We start from the raw sequence: 17,713 nt of genomic DNA on the forward strand, positions 1-17,713 counted from the left end.
CTTTATGATGGCCTATAAAACGATAGGCTCCCATCGTTTCATCCCAGCCCTTGCATGAGCCCGATATGCTTTTATCCGGCGATTTAAATAAACTCCCGAGCAATTTCTTAAAACGCTTATTTAATCGCTTATCTCCAAAATCTTCATCCTCTACTTCTTTTTCAACCCAATCTTCTGACATTTCCATAACTAATATCCACGCTTTTCTTCAAATGGGTCGATATTATTCTATTTGGAATTATTTGTGTATAAAGCAATGACCGTGAGGGAGCGGAACAGTTTGATATACTCCATTGCGGATTATGTACCTCAAGTTTTTTATTCATTCACAAATCTGAAAAGCTCCGCTCCCTCACGGTCGCGGCTCGGTTTCCTTGATTTCATGCGAATGGGAGCAAGCCTGGATTCTTCAAGATAAAAAAAACCCGCCTGGTGGCGGGTTTTTAAAGGGATAGCCTGGCTTACATCATACCGCCCATGCCACCCATACCGCCCATGCCGCCCATATCACCAGCGCCAACAGCATCATCTTTCTTGGGTAAATCAGCAACCATGCACTCAGTAGTTAACATTAAGCTGGCTACAGAAGCAGCATTTTGTAATGCCATACGAGTTACTTTAGTTGGATCAAGAATACCCATCTTAACCATATCACCGTACTCGCCAGTAGCTGCGTTGAATCCAAAGTTGTCTTTGTTTTCAGCAACTTTATTCACCACTACAGAAGACTCATAACCTGCGTTTGAAACGATCTGGCGCAATGGAGATTCAATAGCACGGCGCAGAATGCTGATACCCATAGTTTGGTCGTCGTTGTCGCCTTTGATTGAATCAAGAGCACTTTGTGCACGAATCAGAGCAACACCACCACCAGCTACAATACCTTCTTCAACTGCCGCACGAGTAGCATGAAGAGCATCTTCTACGCGAGCTTTCTTCTCTTTCATTTCTACTTCAGTCGCAGCACCTACTTTAATTACAGCAACACCGCCAGCTAATTTGGCAACACGCTCTTGTAATTTCTCACGATCGTAATCAGAAGAAGTTTCTTCCATTTGAGCACGAATTTGAGTAATGCGCGCATTGATTTCAGCAGCTTTACCTTCGCCATCAATGATGGTTGTGTTTTCTTTGGTAACTACGATACGTTTTGCAGTGCCTAAGTCTTCTAAAGTAGCAGCTTCAAGGCTCTTGCCAATTTCTTCAGAAATAACTTGTCCGCTGGTCAGGATTGCGATGTCTTGCAACATGGCTTTACGGCGATCACCAAAACCAGGTGCTTTAACCGCACATACTTTAACAATACCACGCATGTTGTTAACAACCAGAGTTGCCAGAGCTTCGCCTTCAACATCTTCAGCAATGATCAATAATGGACGGCCAGATTTTGCAACACCTTCAAGAACAGAAAGCATGTCACGAATGCTGGAAACTTTCTTGTCCACCAATAAAATGAATGGATGCTCCAGTTCACAAGTCATGCTTTGTTGGTTGTTGATGAAGTATGGAGAAATGTAACCACGGTCAAACTGCATACCTTCAACAACAGATAATTCATTTTCCAGGCCATTACCGTCTTCAACAGTAATAACGCCTTCTTTACCTACTTTTTCCATCGCTTCAGCAATGATAGAACCAATAGCTTCGTCAGAGTTAGCAGAGATAGTACCAACCTGAGCGATTGCTTTAGTGTCTTTGCAAGGCTTGGACATAGATTGTAATTTTTGGGTTACAGCCAATACTGCTTTGTCTATACCACGTTTCAGATCCATTGGGTTCATGCCAGCAGCAACTGCCTTGTTTCCTTCAACCAGGATAGAACGAGCCAATACAGTAGCAGTAGTAGTACCATCACCCGCAGTATCAGAAGTTTTAGAAGCAACTTCTTTAACCATTTGAGCACCCATGTTCATGAAGCGCTGTTCGAATTCGATTTCTTTAGCAACAGACACACCGTCTTTAGTAACCGTTGGAGCACCATAAGATTTTTCTAAAACAACATTACGGCCACGTGGACCCATAGTTACTTGAACCGCATCAGCCAATGCATTAACACCAGCTAACATTTGCAGGCGAGCGTCGTCACCAAAACGTAATTCTTTAGCCATTACTCAATCTCCTTAAACAATTAGATTTAGATTACTTCTCAATTACACCCATGATGTCGTCTTCGCGCATCACAACTAATTCTTTGCCATCCACTTTAACTTCAGTACCAGAATATTTACCAAACAGTACTACATCGCCTACTTTTACAGCTAATGCACGTACATCACCATTGTCCAGAACTTTGCCTGCACCAACAGCAATAATTTCACCGCGCATAGGTTTTTCAGTAGCGCTATCTGGAATCACAATACCACCCGCTGTGGTACGCTCTTCTTCCATACGACGAACAACTACGCGATCGTGTAAAGGACGAATTTTCATACTTGTATCTCCTGATTTTAAATTAAACTATAAGGTGTAAATCGTGACGGATTTGCAGCAAACCATCCTGATGACATGCATATGGGGACGTAAAATAAAGTTTCAAGGGTTTATATGAAAATTATTTTAGATTTGTAGCCTGTATTAGCGAAGCGTAATACAGGATCGGAGTGGGGAGGTTATTTCCCGTATTACGCTTCGCTAATACGGGCTACAAACATACAGGTTTGCCTCAAGCCCCGGCTCACACTACAATAGTATCTATTATCTATGCTCACAGGCCTATGAATGAAAAAATGCTTATTACTTTTTATCTTTTGCGTTATTAGCGCCGTCACACAGGCAACCCCCCTTCCTGCAGCTGAAGTATTTCAAGTTGAGGCTAAAATATTAGATCCCAATACTTTTGTTGTGCAATGGGATATAAAACCAGGCTATTTTCTCTACAGTGACCGCATCAGTGTTACCGCTCCAGCTGATAGCAATATTCATCTGGGGACCTTACGCTTTCCACCAACCATGACGAAAACAGACAAGCGTGGGCATACTTATACGGTGTATCGCAATCAGCTGTCCATACCCGTCCCTGTTCTGGGAGACACCCCTGGTGAAACCTTACTGGAATTACATTATCAAGGCTGTTCCGACGACGGCTTTTGTTACCCGCCAGAAACAAAACACATCAAACTTGCTATAGATGATCAATTAGCTCTGTCCATGGTTGATTTAGAGCACAGCCAAACAGCAGTCAAGGCAAGCCCAACCACCAATGAGCAAAGTGAAAATAACATCGCGCAAGTATTCGCCAACCATAATTGGGCAATGATCTTGCTCATCTTTTTTGGCTTTGGTTTGCTCCTATCGTTCACCCCATGCATCTTACCCATGGTACCGGTTTTATCCGGCATCATTATCGGCCATGGAAAAGAGGTTACGACTCGAAAAGCTTTTTTTCTTTCTTTAAGTTATGTGCTGAGCATGTCAGTGACTTATGCCGCAGTAGGCGCAATCGTGGCCCTGCTGGGTACCAATTTACAAATCAGCATGCAATCACCTTGGGCCATTAGTATATTCAGCCTGATTTTTATTCTATTAGCTTTGTCCATGTTTGGCTTCTATGAATTTAAGCTTCCTGATGCCTGGCAGGCAAAAATAGCCGGCTCCAGCAATTCCCAGCGTGGCGGGCATTATATAGGTGCTGCCATTATGGGATGCCTCTCTACCCTGATTTTATCGCCTTGTGTCACAGCCCCCCTGATTGGCGTATTGACCTACATCGCCCAGACTGGAAATGTACTTCTTGGCGCATTGACCTTATTTGTCTTGAGCCTAGGCATGGGTACGCCCTTGTTACTTATAGGCACCTCAGCAGGAAAATGGTTGCCGCGGTCAGGCAACTGGATGAATTCAGTCAAAGCCTTCTTTGGTGTATTACTGCTTGGTGTTGCCATATACCTGATGGAACGTATTGTACCTACAGGCCTTACTATGGTGCTTTGGGCTTGCCTGCTCATTTTCTCTGGAATTTACGCCGGAGCCTTGAATCAGGCCATCACCAATCAGCAAAAATTCCGTCAGGGGACTGGTATTATTTTGCTGGGCTATGGATTACTGATTCTGGTTGGCGCCAGCATGGGTTCAAGCAATCCCTTGCAACCTTTAAACAACTTGCCACAAGCAACTGCAGCCCAATCGCCAGTAGCTATGCAACCTAGTACTGTGCGCAGTGTTCAAAGTGCGATACAAGAAGCCAAAGGTAAACCCGTCATGCTTGATTTCTATGCTGACTGGTGTGCGTCTTGCAAAATGATGGAGGCGACAACGCTTAAAGACAGTCGCGTTGAAGAACTCCTGAGTCATTTCCAGGTGATAAAGGTTGATGTCACAGCTAATAATGCTGAAAATAAAGCCTTAATGCATCAGTTTAATGTAATTGCGCCGCCAACCTTTGTGTTTTTTAATCCTCAAGGGGAGGAAATGAAGCAATTAAAACTGGTTGGGGAAATTTCTGCAGAGGAATTCACCAAAATATTGAAGCAAGTCAATTAAAACAGAGCATGTCCCTCTCTAAGGGGCTTAAAATAGCTTGCACCATTTTAAGGTATGTAATAATATGGCACCAAGTCAGTAATTGGATTCTTTATATATGGAAATAACTACTAATTTTAAAGCTGAAGTGAACCTTGATATACAGATTAAAGAAACGGAACACAAGACCAACAATCCCAATACATGGTTTTATCATCGACCTGAGAAAAAGAACATTTCCGCTCATGAAGGTATATATCAATCCCATTACAGCAGACCAGATGGTGGCGGTGGTGGTTAATTCTACTGCAAAAAGATACTGTTATCTGAAAAATTAAAACACGTTTTGGATGAGTTGATGTTTGACACAAGCATGTTCTCTTTTAATTTCTCGCTTCTATTAAAGTACATAGCAGACAGAGGAATTGAATTAAATTTATTACCTAACACTGATATAGTTGTAGCTCAAAAAGAAGCTCATATCGAATATCTCGTTAATTATCAAACCAGTATTACCCCCAGTAATTCCTATATCATACTCGATGACAAATTTTACAGTAAAAAACTGATGGAATATCAGGGATACTCTGTTCCCAAAGCCAGGGTATTTGATCACAATGGCATCGAAGAGGCTCTGTCTTTTGCAGGTCAGATAGGCTACCCAGTTGTACTAAAGAAAACCAATGGTTCACAAGGATTTTTTGTATATCCTAACCTGCAAACAGAGCATGAGTTAAAAACGGCGTTTGAAGATATTCTCAAAAGTGAAATACAATGCAATATAATGGTCGAGCAGCATTTTGATGGAGACGACTATCGCTTCCTCATAATAAATGGTGTTGAAGAGCCATTTATTGTCCGGCGTACCGCTCCACGAGTAGTAGGTGATGGTGTATCCACCATTCAAAGTCTTATCGAAAAAGAAAATCATCGCAGGCTAAATCCTCGCTCTACTTGCCTGACAGAAATTTTCATACAGGACACAGATGGATTAAGAGCCTTGAACCATCAACAATTAACTCTCGATTCTATCCCGGAAAAAGATAGAGTAGTGCTGCTGCGTTACAATGCCAATGTAACCTGGGGGGCTCAATGTGAAGCGCTTGATACCAACTCCATCCACCCAAGTTACGTAGAACTTGCTAAAAGCATCCATAAACTGTTCCCGGAAAACGGTTTTACCAGTGTTGATTTATTGATAAAGGATCCAGTTACACCCTGCTCCCCAGACAGTTATATCTTTTGTGAGTTTAATACAGGTCCAGGCTTTTCATTACATCATATGCCTGGAATTGGAGCTCCGCAAAACGTTCTTGATCCTATTGTTGATCTTTTATTTCCAGAGACAAAATGTACCAATGAATAATGAAGCGCTGTTATTAATCCTTTCTAAAATCGAACACCAGATTCAGTCTTGCTCTGATATTGAAAAAGAAAATATAAAAAGAGACTTGCAATTAGTATCCAACACTATTGATTCCGGAGAATACCAGAGTACCGAATTGTTAAATCGCAATCGATTTGACACCCAAAAGAGAACCTACGAGTTTTTCTCTTACATTAAAGGATACTATGAGCAGGCAACTCATTGGAAAATGATGCTGCAAAATATCATTAGTGAAAATACACTGTCCATACTCGATATTGGTCCTGGCTTTTCACCTAAAATTGAATTGGCTTTAAAATTATTGAATTTCAAAGGAAACTTAACCGTATTAGACAAATCAGAATCAGCATTGAATGGATTGAAAGACATACTCGCCCTTTCTGGAATTCCTTTTAAACTAAATTGTATTTGTGATGATTTATTTTTAGTCCAAAGCGCAACATATGATGTGGTTACCGCCAACCATTTGTTTGATGACTTGATGCTAGATGGTTTTTGCCGGGCACAAGGCCGTTCACTTGTTGAGGTGTATGAAAGTGAAGGCAGTATGATTCGTACTACCCACGAGATTATTAACGCCTTTGACACGCAGGAACTGGAAGAATGTATAGACCAGTGTTTTAACTCGTTGGTTAGACCTGGTGGATATTTGCTGCTCAGACATTACCAGGGAATTACTGAAAAAGCTCTTGAGCTTGAACAGTGGTATGAATTTATAACCCGTTTTTTTAACAAGGTAATTTGCCGTTTGACGAATGAGGCTTTTTCTTTACGGGAAACAAAAAACAGTTTTGTGTTACTGCAAAAAATACCTCACCCCATATGAATAAGAATTTTTTATGAACCCTTGTATTCACCCCCCACTTCCAATGCAGATGGCCTCGCAGCTAAACACTTACCGAAATAGCAGAGCATTTTCTCCATCATTCTATTTGAAAGCCAAATTAAAGTTATTAAGCCGTTATTTTAAAAAAACACATCTGAGTGCCGCAGTGATTGGTGTGAGCGGTGGTATAGATTCAGCAGTAACCCTTGCAATCCTGAAGCGATTGCAAGACAGCAACCAATCATGCCTTAAAAAAATAGTCCCCCTGTGCCTTCCATTTTATGATTGTGATGGAGCCACTGATCAGGATATAGCAACACAACGCGCAACAGAACTGGTTAAGGTATTAGGGATGGAAACATCCGTTTTAGATTTGACACCTGTTCATAACATCCTGTATGAGTGCGTTAATAAAACCTTTAATTTTACAGACACAGCCTGGAGTCAGGGACAGTTAGTCTCTAATTTGAGAACCCCGGTATTTTATCAAATTGCCAACCAATTGCATGAGCAAGGTTTTTCAGCCGCGGTTATAGGTACCATTAATCGCGATGAAGGTGCTTTTATTGGTTTTTTTGGTAAGGCATCAGATGCCATGGTTGATATTCAGTGCATTTCTGATATACATAAAAGCGAAGTATACCAATTAGCCAGATATTTAAACATACCAGAATCCATCATCAACGCACCTCCGACCGGTAATACCTATGATGGCGCTCTGGATGAATTAAGTTTTGGTTTCAGCTACGATTTTTTAGAGTGGTATAGCTACTATCTCAATATGAGCCATGAGGAACGAGAATCATTAGTAAGAGCAATGGATGACGAAAGCCGTAGCTATTTCGCGACTTATGCAGAATTAGCGATGCAAAGACATAATAACAATCGCCATAAATATTTTACTCCACCTCAAGGATTGCATTTTGATGTGTATGACAAATCGGTACCTGGAGGATGGCATCCTGAAATCAGCATAAAAAAACAGATAGATCTGAGTACCTTTCATAATTTGTTTGTACTAAAGAATGAGTCTCTTGTGCTGTTTAAACAGCCCAATCATAAAGATATAAAAATAAAAACCATACTTCCTTACGTTCATCAGATTGAATCCCTTTTGACAGAGCAAGAAATCCTCTTTTTTCTTGATGTGCTTAAAAAGCAGGAAAAATCCTATGCAGATATACATGGTAAACCATGTCATCATGGGCAACAATATCGAGGCAGTACGTATAATCCGGCATTGGCGGGGATTTTATTTGAACGTCTGGAACCCTTGTTGGAACCTTATCTTTTTGATGACGGCTATCAACCTATTGATGGCGGCAAAGATACCGTGTGGAAACTTGCTGGTTTAAGTCCTTTGTTTCGCTTTATCGCTTATACTCATGAGGGAGAACTGGTTGGACATTATGATGAAGGCTATCAGGACGGAAAGCAAAAAACCCTATACAGTCTGCTCATCTATCTGACCTCGCAACAGCCGGAAAGTGGGGGTGAAACAGTTATTCTACTGGATCCTGAGCGTAATAAGCCATTAAGTGAGCGCTCTTTTCCCGATGATGCGACTCCCTTTCACCAAGCCGACATTTTACATACCAATCGCCCCAAAGCCGGTAATGCTTTACTTCTGGCTCATCGTATCAGACACGGCGTAACTAAAAACTTGTCTTATGAAGATCGTATTGTTATTCGTCTTGATATTGTGTATGAATCACTAGGACCTGACTTTCCAGATGAAAAACAAACTTTACCTAAAGAAACTTATCAATCAGTCATGAATGATCGTTTTTATAAAAGTTACTTTTTAAAAACAAAATCATTAGACCAGACCATTGCAGCAGGATTTATTGATAACGCGACAATTTCTTATCAGAGCCCCTGGCCAACTCTACCCTTGCACAAATTGATGCAGTCATTAGCCAATGAACCTGTTCAATCCGGACAAGAATATGTTGTTCTATTAACAACGGGAGGGTTTTGCCCAATTCATGAAGAACACCTGGTCATGATGAAAAAAGCCCGAGAAGCGCTTGAAGCAGAGGGAAAAAAAGTAATTGCAGGTTTCATTTCCCCTTCCCACCAGGATTACATTCAAAGCAAATCCGCTGTTACTGATTATTGTTCCAGAAAACATATAAACACCCTGATTGATTCTGTCTCGGAGAGTTCATGGCTGGATGTATGGCTATGGGAATATCTGGAGCATAGAAAGCCTATTAATTTTACAGATGTCATTTTACGTCTGGAAAAAGAACTCGCCTTGTATATCAAAACAACCATAGCCATAAAAGTAGCGTATGTTTTTGGAGGAGATAATGCTCGTTTTCATTATGCATTTATCGATAGGGGCATCTCTGTTTGCGTTGAAAGAGCTGGCGCAGAAACACAGGAAGAAACAATTAGAAACTCACCTCTAATCAAAGGAAACGAAAATCTTTATTTTGTAAAAAATGATACCCCTCTATTTTTATCCAGTGAAAAAATCAGACAAAAAAAACAATTTACATCAGGGAAAAAATGCCAGATTTTTTATTTAAGAACGGACGAAATCTTCTATAGACATTGGATAAAAAATCACCCCAAGCAATCACTTTTATTAACTGCAGAACGGTTTTTGTGTCAATTTGTGGAGCTAATACAAGCTACTTATACGAAACATAACCCTGATTTTAAAATCGAAATCATATCTGCTGCACAACAAATTGCAGAAATCAGAAATGCAACATCTCATAAAACCATACTTAGCCTTGACCCATGTTATGAAGCTGAATTCAATCTGGGTGTTTCCCGTTATTTTCGTTTTGGTCTTCCAGATATCAAATTAGGTTTTGGCGCTCGTCCAGAATCAGAACCATTGGAACTGCAAATAAGCAAATTACCAAAACAATCTTATTGTCTGGTCGATGACGACAGTTTCACAGGAGAAACATTAAATTATGTAAAACAACTGTTAAAAGAAGAATATCCTGTGAATGAAACCTGTCTTGCAATGAGTTCAGTGTGCAACAGAAGTACTATTGAAATAGGTGATTTCAGAGATTTTATTGTAGGAACCAACTTCGGTGGTCTGGTTATGGTTCTCCCTGACAATCGACTGGCAAGAGTTCCTTATCTTTATCCCTTTATTTTACCCTCGCAACGCATTCAATGCCCAGCCGAAGATAATTTGAGTTTTTCTCTTGCTGTGTGGAAATTGAATTTGGAATTTTACAGCGCCGACAAAGAATTACTTATTAAACATTGTGATACACCCTTTATTCATTTGACTGAATATCTTGGCTTTTCCTCGCAATGCAGTCTCTATGATTTTTGTAATTATTATGTACGGCATTTGACCCAATTAAATGAAGACTCTAATGATGAACGATGATCTCTACTTTCGCGTTGCAGCCTATCAGGGGCCGATTGTTGAAAAATCACCTGACCTTTCTCTTGAAAAAACAATAGACGTAATGAATGAAGCTAATAACCAGGATATTGATATTCTGTGCATGCCAGAAACTTTTCTGCATGGATTATTGGCCACCAAAGAGGAAGCGCTGGAGTTTTCGATTGATTTAAAAAGCACCGAATTTGCATCTTTATGTCAAAAATTTTCTGTTTTCAAAAAAACTACTTTATTACTCGGTTTAAATGAACGTGAAGGAAATGCTTTATACAATACAGTAGTTGTGATTGATAAAGGTGCATGTGTTGGGAAATATCGTAAAGCCTATTATGATGGCGATTATTTTTTGCAAGGCAATTCATTCCCTGTTTTTGCAAAGCGTGGCGTGAAATACAGTATTCTTATTTGTTACGACAGCTGGTTTCGTGAACCCGCTTTAATTTCAGCCTTAAAAGGAGCAGATGTATTATTTTGTCCAAGTTTTAACCGAATAAGGAATGAATCTGATATAATGCAGCGTCTTGCCAGGAAAAACCATTGCATTGCCCGTGCTTATGATACGCAATGCTGGTTTGTAGCAAGCGATATTATTTGGTATGAATCTGAGGAAAATAATCTACTTTGCCCTGGATTTGCCTGCATATTAGACACGCACGGAAACATAATTGCAGAAGGCAGTCCTTATACTGAAATGTTATTGACTCATTCCATTCCTATAAATGAATTATTGAATGGTCATAGAAAAAAGCGCTTACTTGGCAATGAAGCGCTATTTGATGTATTCAATGAACACTACCGGTTGCGAATGAAAAATCCGTTTCCAATCGATGCTATTTGAGGTTGCAATGTCTGTTTCATTACAAATTAAAAATGAATTTAATACCTGGGTTGATAGTAATTGCTATGAATGGATGGAGCACAGGCATCAGTTTCTACTTGAAGGAATAATAAGATCACTGAATTTGCAATCTGACTCAAAAGTCCTTGAATTGGGATGTGGTCAAGGATGGGCAATCCGGCATATTTCTACTTTAATCAAAGACGGACTTGCTGTTGGAGTAGATATTTCTGAAAAAATGATACAAAAAGCTACTGAAGCGAACCCATGGTCCAAGGTGCTTTTTTTAAATCAGGATATGAATCAGCTGCCCTTTATCAGCAGACAGTTTACTCACATTTATTCTATAGAAACGTTCTTTTATACCAGTGATGAACATCTCCAGATGTTGTTCAATAATCTCTTTCATCTGTTACTAAAAGGAGGAAAATTAGCATTTGCACTAAGCTATTTTGAAGAGAATACACATACTCAAAACTGGCAGAACCATTTATCAGCTACACTATACAATCGCAGCATACAAACCTATATCACCATGCTTAAACATTCTGGTTTTAAACATGTTGACGCAGAATTATTATATGATCCGTCTCATTTGCCTGCGGAATATAATGGAAAATGGTTTGAAAACAGAGAACATTTAGATCTTTATCGAAAAGCAGGCAGTTTATTGATAAGTGCGGAAAAATGAGTGAGAACCATGCTTCATATAGATAAAGAACAAATAGATTTTTTTCAGGAACATGGTTATTTGATCATCGAAAAATTCATGGACTTGCCCTTGGTTGAACAAGTTGCTCAATCTTTCCCGCTCATTTTTAATGGTTTTTTTGAGACAACTATTCCACCTGATGAATGGCGTTGGGCGGAAGGTAGAGATCCAGATGACGTAACCCGCATGATTTGGAATGCGTGGAAGTCTAATACTACTATTGCTTCCTTGGCTCTTCATGAAAAAATTGGCTATTTCTGTGCACAATTGGCTGGTTGGTCCGGTACCCGTTTAAATCAGGATGGCTGCTTGTGGAAGCCGCCAGGTGCAAATGGACTGGAATTTCATCAGGACATTCAGTACACGCAATGGATCGTTCCTAATGAAATGATTACCTGCTGGGTAGCTTTAGATCAAACATTTAAAAACAGCGGCACATTGGAATATGCCAAAGGCTCACATAAATGGCCCTTGATAGAACATAAAGCAGAATGCTTTCATGATCCGGACGATCATCAGAGCAGTATAAAAAATCTGGCGGCACAGCTAGGCAAACCTCTTGAAATTATAAGCGTTGAAGTTCCGGCTGGCGGGGCTGCGTTTCATCACTCGCGTCTTTGGCATGGTTCGGGTAAAAATACCACTACAACAGACAGGCGAGCCATTGCCTTACACTGTATGCCAGACATAGCGCAATTCCATCCTACCAATCATGCCTTTGCTCAAGGACGTTTTCGCAAATTTAATGATACTTCAATGGAAGAAAGCTTTTATCCCGTGCTATGGAACCAGGAAGGAAAACGCTCTGACTTTATAGAAACTTATTTAAAGTCTGTGTCAGTCAGACCTGATTATAAATCTCATTTTTTTAAAAAAAGATGCGCTCTGTAACTGCATTATTTATTGCAATCAAAGCTGATTTAATTTAGTATGCACAAAAAGAAAGCATGGAAAAATATAAATGAAAAGTCCCGTTGAGCAATTGTTAAAATCCCCAATATCCTTCAAACAAATGTCCAAGCCAGTCATTGGTGAAGATTTACATGTTTATGATGAAACGGATGTTCAGAAATTACGTGGAAGGAACTCATACTATACATCACCTGTTTCCAGGGAACAGTGCAAAGACTCCTCTTTTCCAGTGAGTTTTGTTGCCCTCAAACAATTTATTCTGAACCCTGTGCCCGTTAATCTTAGGGATTTGGCCTGGTGCCCAATTACCCGGACATTGATGGATCATGCAGTCATTGTTCTTGTAAATTATGAGGATCTACTAGGTAAATCTCACAAGTTTGTAATGATTTGCGATGAGTCAGCACTTGATGATGTACCCAGTGATTTTGAGATACTCAAGAAAAAGAAATGGAATATGCTGGATGATTGTTTAAAAGATGCCAAATTACGCGGGCAGATAGAAAAAACCATGAATCAAGCTGAGCCTTCTGAGGCAACACCTGATGATTTATGGCAAAGCGCATTTCTGAATGCTGCTGTAAAATTTCCAAAGGCAGAGATAGAAAAACCGGTAGAATCGACACCTGTTTATACCTCACCGGCTCGTAATGACTATTCATTTATGAGAGCAGCTCCTTCGCAACCGGATTATTCCTATAGATCGTCTTATTTTTCTGGTGGCTAGGTTCTGTGGCATTGTAGTCCGTATTAGGCGATAGTCGTAATACGGACTACGAATCAAAGTGAAATCCCTTAAGCTTGGTACGGTTTATCCTTAAGAGTTTCTAAAACCCCATTCTTCTTGCACATCATCTTCAGGCAAATTATCTAATGCGTCTCGTGTTCGCTTATGTCCTGATAGGAATAAACCATTCTCAGCCGTAGTTGCGCTTGATTCATTAACCTCAGATTGATTTACTTTTTCAAGCATTTGATACAATCCTGTAATTCCATCCAGCTTCAATGCATGATAGCTGTCCAAAGGTGATGGGGAATTTGGTTTTAAAGATAAGACCTCTTCAACATAAGAAATAAAACCAGGATCGCCAGTAAATGCGGTGCCATATTTTTGCTTTAACATATCAATAAATACATTCTGCTTTTCTCTGGGTATATTAAAGATCTTTAATTGTTCGGCATGTTCTGCCTCAAGATCAAGCATGGTTACATAATAATTAAAGGCATCAAAAGCGACTGCTTTATTCTCTGTTGTTATCTGCACTGTAAAATGGTTGCGAGCAAATTCTTTAATTTCTTCTATCAGTGTATTTAAATTCAAAACTACAAAAAAGGGATGTCCAATAACCGATTGGAACAGACGCTTTTTTACTCCTGAATAGCAACTGGGCCTATCTCCACCCAAATCATCAAACTCTTCCTCTTTACCATTCCTTATTCGTGTTTTATCCCAATTATGAGCTCGACCAATCAACGCCAGCTCATTAATAAAATGCTCCATCTTGCCCTCATAAGTATGTCCGGCTGCAGGAGGAATAGATTTATCAACTACGGCGAGGTAATACATAGCAATTACCGGTTTATATCCCTGAAAATCAGCATATTTTAATCTTCGATTCGATGGATCGGTACAGACATAGGAGGCATCCGGATGTATCCAGTGATTAGGAATGGAAAGATATCGTAAAACAGTATGTGCCTTGTGTTGATAATAAGCCTTAAGTGCATTCTGATAATCACCAGGTTTTAGATTGAGTTGTGTCAGTTCATTAAAGTAGAGGGGAAGGGTTATCGTTTGTCCATCCACCTCGATTTGTGCGGGTGAGTTTACATAGATCGTTGCAAGAGTCGTTTTCAATTCGTCAATAATTGAATCTGCACCTCTTGCATCAATCGTAGGCTGATAATAGTTGATCGCCTTTTCTAACCGTTTTTGCTCTCCTTCGGATAAGCTACGCATTGACGATTCGTGATCTCTCGTCAAAGTACGATAATCAATACCATGAGTCGCTTCAATGCGGTAAAAATTATTTTGTGCGGCAATTCTTCTCACTGCATCGACACTTAACAGAATACGAGCTGCGTGCGTATTACCTGTAGTCAAAGCCAGATGTACCAATTCATTGGGTTGATCAGTTAATGTTTCATGAAGCCGGGCTCGTATTGACGGAATTTCAATTAAAAAATTGAGAATTTCATTGTGAGCGCTGTTATTTTGCCTGATGAGATTTCGTATGACAAATAACATCACTTTAACACGTTCTTCATCCTGAATATCGAAAACAGCATTGGGTCTAGTTAAGCGAAAATGTTCACGTTCATGGTTTAATTCCCTTATCATGTCATCCATGAGAGGCACCATCAGTGCTCCGTATTCATGCCCATGCATCTCAAGATATGAAAAACACACGGCTGAATTCATGATGAGCCATTTCAAAACTTCACGGTTATCTTCACTAAAGGCATAACGGAATGCTCCATAATCATTGGTTGTGATCATTGCCAAAAATTCGCTAAGAATATTTTCTTTCAGCCATTTAAGAACTTCCAGCCGTTCATTCTGGCATGCCAGACGAAAAACTGCATAACCATCCTGCCTAATCATCTCTAAAAACAATTGAGACTTTAGGCTATCTCTTAATAAAATCAAGGTGTTAACATGCCCGTTATTAGCAGCACCACTCAAAATATCAAAGCCCTTTGTTTGAAGCAATTCGGTTATTTCTTCAGGAGAAAGCGAAGCCGTAATCCATTCCATTATGTCCGTGTGACCGTTTTGTGCGGCATAACAATATGCTGCATAACCTTCAGCCCTCAAAGCCAGGGAATGTTCCCCTGCTCGTTCGTTAAGCCATTTCAGTAAGTGAAGATGACCATTTTCAGCTGCACGTATAAAAGGTTTATGGGATCCCAGCATAGCTTTAAACTCATCTGGTGGCATCCATGTTTCCAACCATTGTAGAATATCAAGACAACCATGCTCTGCAAGGGTTAGCATGAACTGGTATTTATTAGCTCGTATGTAACCTGGAAATGCATTCTGATTTTGATCTTTAAGACATTTTAAAAGATCCAAACGCTCCATAGCTGTAACTAATGAAAAAATATTCTGATTTGTCAGCTTAAGATGATTCTGCGCAAATTGAATAATTTCTTCCGGTGCAACTGCAGGAAAACAAATAAGTGCAACAATGAGAGCCTGCTTTTTATCTCGAGGTAAATTATCTGTACGAATTGTTTTGCCAAGCAAGTCTATTTCAGGAAGAGGCTCTGAATTCAGGACACCATAAAAATTTTTTATCCATATGAGTCTGGGTATACGTGAGGCAATGGGATGTCTTTTTTTCTGTTGCAATGTATCAATCATCATTTACTTTACCTTATCGGAATAAGTTCAGAATGGCACTATTTAAGTACATTAATCTTTAGTACGGCATTTCATTTGCTGCAGAGAAATAAACCAATACCAATCAAGATGGTTTATTATTCTACACAAAAATCATAATTAACACAAACGAATGACAGAAATATAGCTATTCCCTTCTGGAAATATCTAATTTTTCTGATAAACGATGGGGGGGTTCATAAACCTTATTAAAAAACCATTCATAAGTTGATTCATAGTGCTCCTAAGGCGTCATTAAATCGTTATACTGTCGACAAGATACCCTTTTCATTGATATAATCCGTTCACTTTTTTTACAGATAGAGTTTTATGAATCATAAAGTCGGTTTTGTTAGCTTGGGTTGTCCTAAAGCTTTAGTTGATTCCGAGCGAATCATTACCCAATTACGTGCCCAGGGCTATGAATTGGTGTCCTCATATCAGGATGCGGGCGTAGTTGTTATTAATACTTGTGGTTTTATTGATAGCGCAGTCAAGGAATCTCTGGATACCATTAAAGAGGCTATGGCTGAAAATGGCCGGGTGATAGTCACCGGTTGTCTGGGAGCCAAAGCGGACATCATTAAAGAAGCGTGCCCTGATGTTCTGCACATCAGTGGTGCACATGCTTATGAAGAGGTGCTTAATGCAGTGCATGAACACTTGCCGCCACCCGCAGATCCTTTTACGCAATTAGTCCCCCCACAGGGCATCAAGTTAACTCCTCGCCATTATGCTTATCTAAAAATATCGGAAGGATGTAATCAGAAATGTACGTTCTGTATTATTCCAACCATGCGCGGAAAACTGCAAAGTTATCCTTTGGTTCAGGTCTTAAGCGAAGCAAAAAAATTGAAAGATGCCGGCGTCAATGAAATACTGGTTATCTCTCAAGATACCAGCGCTTACGGGGTGGATACCAAATATCAACCGGTAGAATGGCAGGACAGAACCGTTAATACTCGTTTTTATGAACTGTGCGAAGAGTTAGGTAAACTGGGAATCTGGGTGCGTCTGCATTATGTTTATCCTTACCCTCATGTTGACGACATTATTCCATTAATGAGAGATGGATTGATTCTTCCTTACCTGGATATTCCTTTACAACATGCAAATTCACGTATTTTGAAAGCAATGAAAAGACCAGCAAGCAGTGAAAATACCCTGTTGCGCATTGCTTCATGGCGAGAGGTTTGCCCTGATATTACTTTACGATCTACCTTTATTGTTGGCTTTCCTGGTGAAACGGAAGAAGAGTTTTCGGAATTATTGGACTTTTTGGAAGAGGCACAGTTGGATAGAGTGGGTTGTTTCAAATATTCCCCCGTTGAAGGTGCCAAGGCGAATGAACTTGCTGATCCGGTGCCAGAAGAGGTTAAAGAAGAGCGTTATCACCGGTTTATGCAATTACAGGCGGAAATCAGCCGTAAGAAGCTGGAAGCCAGGATTGGCAGCACTCAGCAAGTGCTTGTTGACGAAATCACTGCTGAACATATTGTTGCACGCAGTAAAAGTGATGCCCCTGAAATTGATGGCCTGGTTTATCTTAAGCCAACACCGGGTGTTAAAGTGGGTGATTTTGTTGAAGTGATGATTACCGACAGCGATGATTATGATTTATATGCTGACGTGGTAAGCTGAATTTTGGGGTTGGGTTCTGCATGATCCCGGCTGCAAGCAGACCAGGCTACAAACCCTGCCAGGATTCACAATCTGTAGCCCGTATTAGGCGTAGCCGTAATACGGGATGAGTTCATTGCCACTTCGATCCCGTATTACGGCTGGCGCCTAATACGGGCTACACTCG

The 17,713-nt window shown here is 40.1% G+C and carries 14 protein-coding genes; 10 read left to right on the plus strand and 4 right to left on the minus strand.

All coding sequences use genetic code 11. The features are described 5' to 3' along the window. The 3 genes from B094_RS0111840 to groES form a co-directional block, all read right to left on the minus strand. Nucleotides 1-187, minus strand: a 187-nt coding sequence (locus tag B094_RS0111840; protein WP_018578029.1) for an IS4/Tn5 family transposase DNA-binding protein, incomplete at its 3' end; no start/stop codon positions are given. A 274-nt stretch (nucleotides 188-461) separates the two neighbouring features. Beyond that, nucleotides 462-2,108 (minus strand): chaperonin GroEL, encoded by a 1,647-nt coding sequence (groL, locus tag B094_RS0111845; protein WP_018578030.1) that lies wholly within the window; start codon nucleotides 2,106-2,108, stop codon nucleotides 462-464. A gap of 31 nt (nucleotides 2,109-2,139) precedes the next feature. Next, nucleotides 2,140-2,430 (minus strand): co-chaperone GroES, encoded by a 291-nt coding sequence (gene groES, locus B094_RS0111850; RefSeq protein ID WP_018578031.1) that lies wholly within the window; start codon nucleotides 2,428-2,430, stop codon nucleotides 2,140-2,142. A gap of 288 nt (nucleotides 2,431-2,718) precedes the next feature. On the opposite strand from groES, the gene dsbD reads away from it, so the two are divergent. The 9 genes from dsbD to B094_RS0111895 all read left to right on the plus strand — a co-directional run bounded on the left by dsbD (nucleotide 2,719) and on the right by B094_RS0111895 (nucleotide 13,248). Continuing rightward, complete coding sequence (dsbD, locus tag B094_RS0111855) at nucleotides 2,719-4,479, plus strand: protein-disulfide reductase DsbD (RefSeq protein WP_018578032.1); 1,761 nt, start codon at nucleotides 2,719-2,721, stop codon at nucleotides 4,477-4,479. A 97-nt stretch (nucleotides 4,480-4,576) separates the two neighbouring features. Beyond that, nucleotides 4,577-4,759 carry a hypothetical protein gene (locus tag B094_RS0111860; RefSeq protein WP_018578033.1) on the plus strand — a complete coding sequence of 61 codons (183 nt, stop codon included), beginning with the start codon at nucleotides 4,577-4,579 and terminating at the stop codon, nucleotides 4,757-4,759. 57 nt (nucleotides 4,760-4,816) lie between these two features. Further along, the gene (locus B094_RS0111865) at nucleotides 4,817-5,824 is read left to right on the plus strand and encodes a hypothetical protein (RefSeq protein WP_018578034.1); all 1,008 of its coding nucleotides are present in this window, start codon (nucleotides 4,817-4,819) and stop codon (nucleotides 5,822-5,824) included. Further along, complete coding sequence (locus B094_RS0111870; protein ID WP_018578035.1) at nucleotides 5,817-6,671, plus strand: hypothetical protein; 855 nt, start codon at nucleotides 5,817-5,819, stop codon at nucleotides 6,669-6,671. Before B094_RS0111865 ends, B094_RS0111870 begins: the two co-directional genes overlap by 8 nt. Before the next feature lie 13 nt (nucleotides 6,672-6,684). Then, nucleotides 6,685-10,041 carry an NAD(+) synthase gene (gene nadE / locus B094_RS0111875; RefSeq protein WP_051078218.1) on the plus strand — a complete coding sequence of 1,119 codons (3,357 nt, stop codon included), beginning with the start codon at nucleotides 6,685-6,687 and terminating at the stop codon, nucleotides 10,039-10,041. Further along, nucleotides 10,028-10,897, plus strand: a complete 870-nt coding sequence (locus B094_RS0111880) for a carbon-nitrogen hydrolase family protein (RefSeq protein ID WP_018578037.1) — start codon at nucleotides 10,028-10,030, stop codon at nucleotides 10,895-10,897. The genes nadE and B094_RS0111880 overlap by 14 nt, the downstream gene beginning before the upstream one ends. 7 nt (nucleotides 10,898-10,904) lie before the next feature. Then, on the plus strand, nucleotides 10,905-11,588 hold the full coding sequence (locus B094_RS0111885; RefSeq protein WP_162263950.1) for a class I SAM-dependent methyltransferase: 684 nt from the start codon (nucleotides 10,905-10,907) through the stop codon (nucleotides 11,586-11,588). Between the two features lie 9 nt (nucleotides 11,589-11,597). Then, nucleotides 11,598-12,500: a phytanoyl-CoA dioxygenase family protein gene (locus B094_RS0111890; RefSeq protein ID WP_018578039.1), complete on the plus strand. Its 903-nt coding sequence runs from the start codon at nucleotides 11,598-11,600 to the stop codon at nucleotides 12,498-12,500. A gap of 70 nt (nucleotides 12,501-12,570) precedes the next feature. After that, complete coding sequence (locus tag B094_RS0111895; protein WP_018578040.1) at nucleotides 12,571-13,248, plus strand: RING finger protein; 678 nt, start codon at nucleotides 12,571-12,573, stop codon at nucleotides 13,246-13,248. 90 nt (nucleotides 13,249-13,338) lie between these two features. On the opposite strand, the gene B094_RS16195 is transcribed toward B094_RS0111895, so the two are convergent. After that, on the minus strand, nucleotides 13,339-15,891 hold the full coding sequence (locus B094_RS16195; RefSeq protein ID WP_018578041.1) for an ankyrin repeat domain-containing protein: 2,553 nt from the start codon (nucleotides 15,889-15,891) through the stop codon (nucleotides 13,339-13,341). Between the two features lie 345 nt (nucleotides 15,892-16,236). Here B094_RS16195 and rimO point away from each other — a divergent pair, with 345 nt between their 5' ends. Further along, on the plus strand, nucleotides 16,237-17,547 hold the full coding sequence (gene rimO / locus B094_RS0111905; protein WP_018578042.1) for a 30S ribosomal protein S12 methylthiotransferase RimO: 1,311 nt from the start codon (nucleotides 16,237-16,239) through the stop codon (nucleotides 17,545-17,547). Nucleotides 17,548-17,713 lie beyond the last annotated feature (166 nt).

The sequence above is a fragment of the Legionella shakespearei DSM 23087 genome (assembly GCF_000373765.1).
GTDB lineage: Bacteria > Pseudomonadota > Gammaproteobacteria > Legionellales > Legionellaceae > Legionella > Legionella shakespearei.

What these genes read in the sequence shown, in the direction of transcription:
- nadE (WP_051078218.1), top strand. Translation starts at nt 6,685, where the DNA reads ATGAACCCTTGTATTCACCCCCCACTTCCAATGCAGATGGCCTCGCAG.
- B094_RS0111880 (WP_018578037.1), top strand. Translation starts at nt 10,028, where the DNA reads ATGATGAACGATGATCTCTACTTTCGCGTTGCAGCCTATCAGGGGCCG.
- groES (WP_018578031.1), bottom strand. Translation starts at nt 2,430, where the DNA reads ATGAAAATTCGTCCTTTACACGATCGCGTAGTTGTTCGTCGTATGGAA.
- B094_RS16195 (WP_018578041.1), bottom strand. Translation starts at nt 15,891, where the DNA reads ATGATGATTGATACATTGCAACAGAAAAAAAGACATCCCATTGCCTCA.
- rimO (WP_018578042.1), top strand. Translation starts at nt 16,237, where the DNA reads ATGAATCATAAAGTCGGTTTTGTTAGCTTGGGTTGTCCTAAAGCTTTA.
- B094_RS0111870 (WP_018578035.1), top strand. Translation starts at nt 5,817, where the DNA reads ATGAATAATGAAGCGCTGTTATTAATCCTTTCTAAAATCGAACACCAG.
- B094_RS0111885 (WP_162263950.1), top strand. Translation starts at nt 10,905, where the DNA reads ATGTCTGTTTCATTACAAATTAAAAATGAATTTAATACCTGGGTTGAT.
- B094_RS0111865 (WP_018578034.1), top strand. Translation starts at nt 4,817, where the DNA reads ATGTTTGACACAAGCATGTTCTCTTTTAATTTCTCGCTTCTATTAAAG.
- B094_RS0111890 (WP_018578039.1), top strand. Translation starts at nt 11,598, where the DNA reads ATGCTTCATATAGATAAAGAACAAATAGATTTTTTTCAGGAACATGGT.
- dsbD (WP_018578032.1), top strand. Translation starts at nt 2,719, where the DNA reads ATGAAAAAATGCTTATTACTTTTTATCTTTTGCGTTATTAGCGCCGTC.
- groL (WP_018578030.1), bottom strand. Translation starts at nt 2,108, where the DNA reads ATGGCTAAAGAATTACGTTTTGGTGACGACGCTCGCCTGCAAATGTTA.
- B094_RS0111895 (WP_018578040.1), top strand. Translation starts at nt 12,571, where the DNA reads ATGAAAAGTCCCGTTGAGCAATTGTTAAAATCCCCAATATCCTTCAAA.
- B094_RS0111860 (WP_018578033.1), top strand. Translation starts at nt 4,577, where the DNA reads ATGGAAATAACTACTAATTTTAAAGCTGAAGTGAACCTTGATATACAG.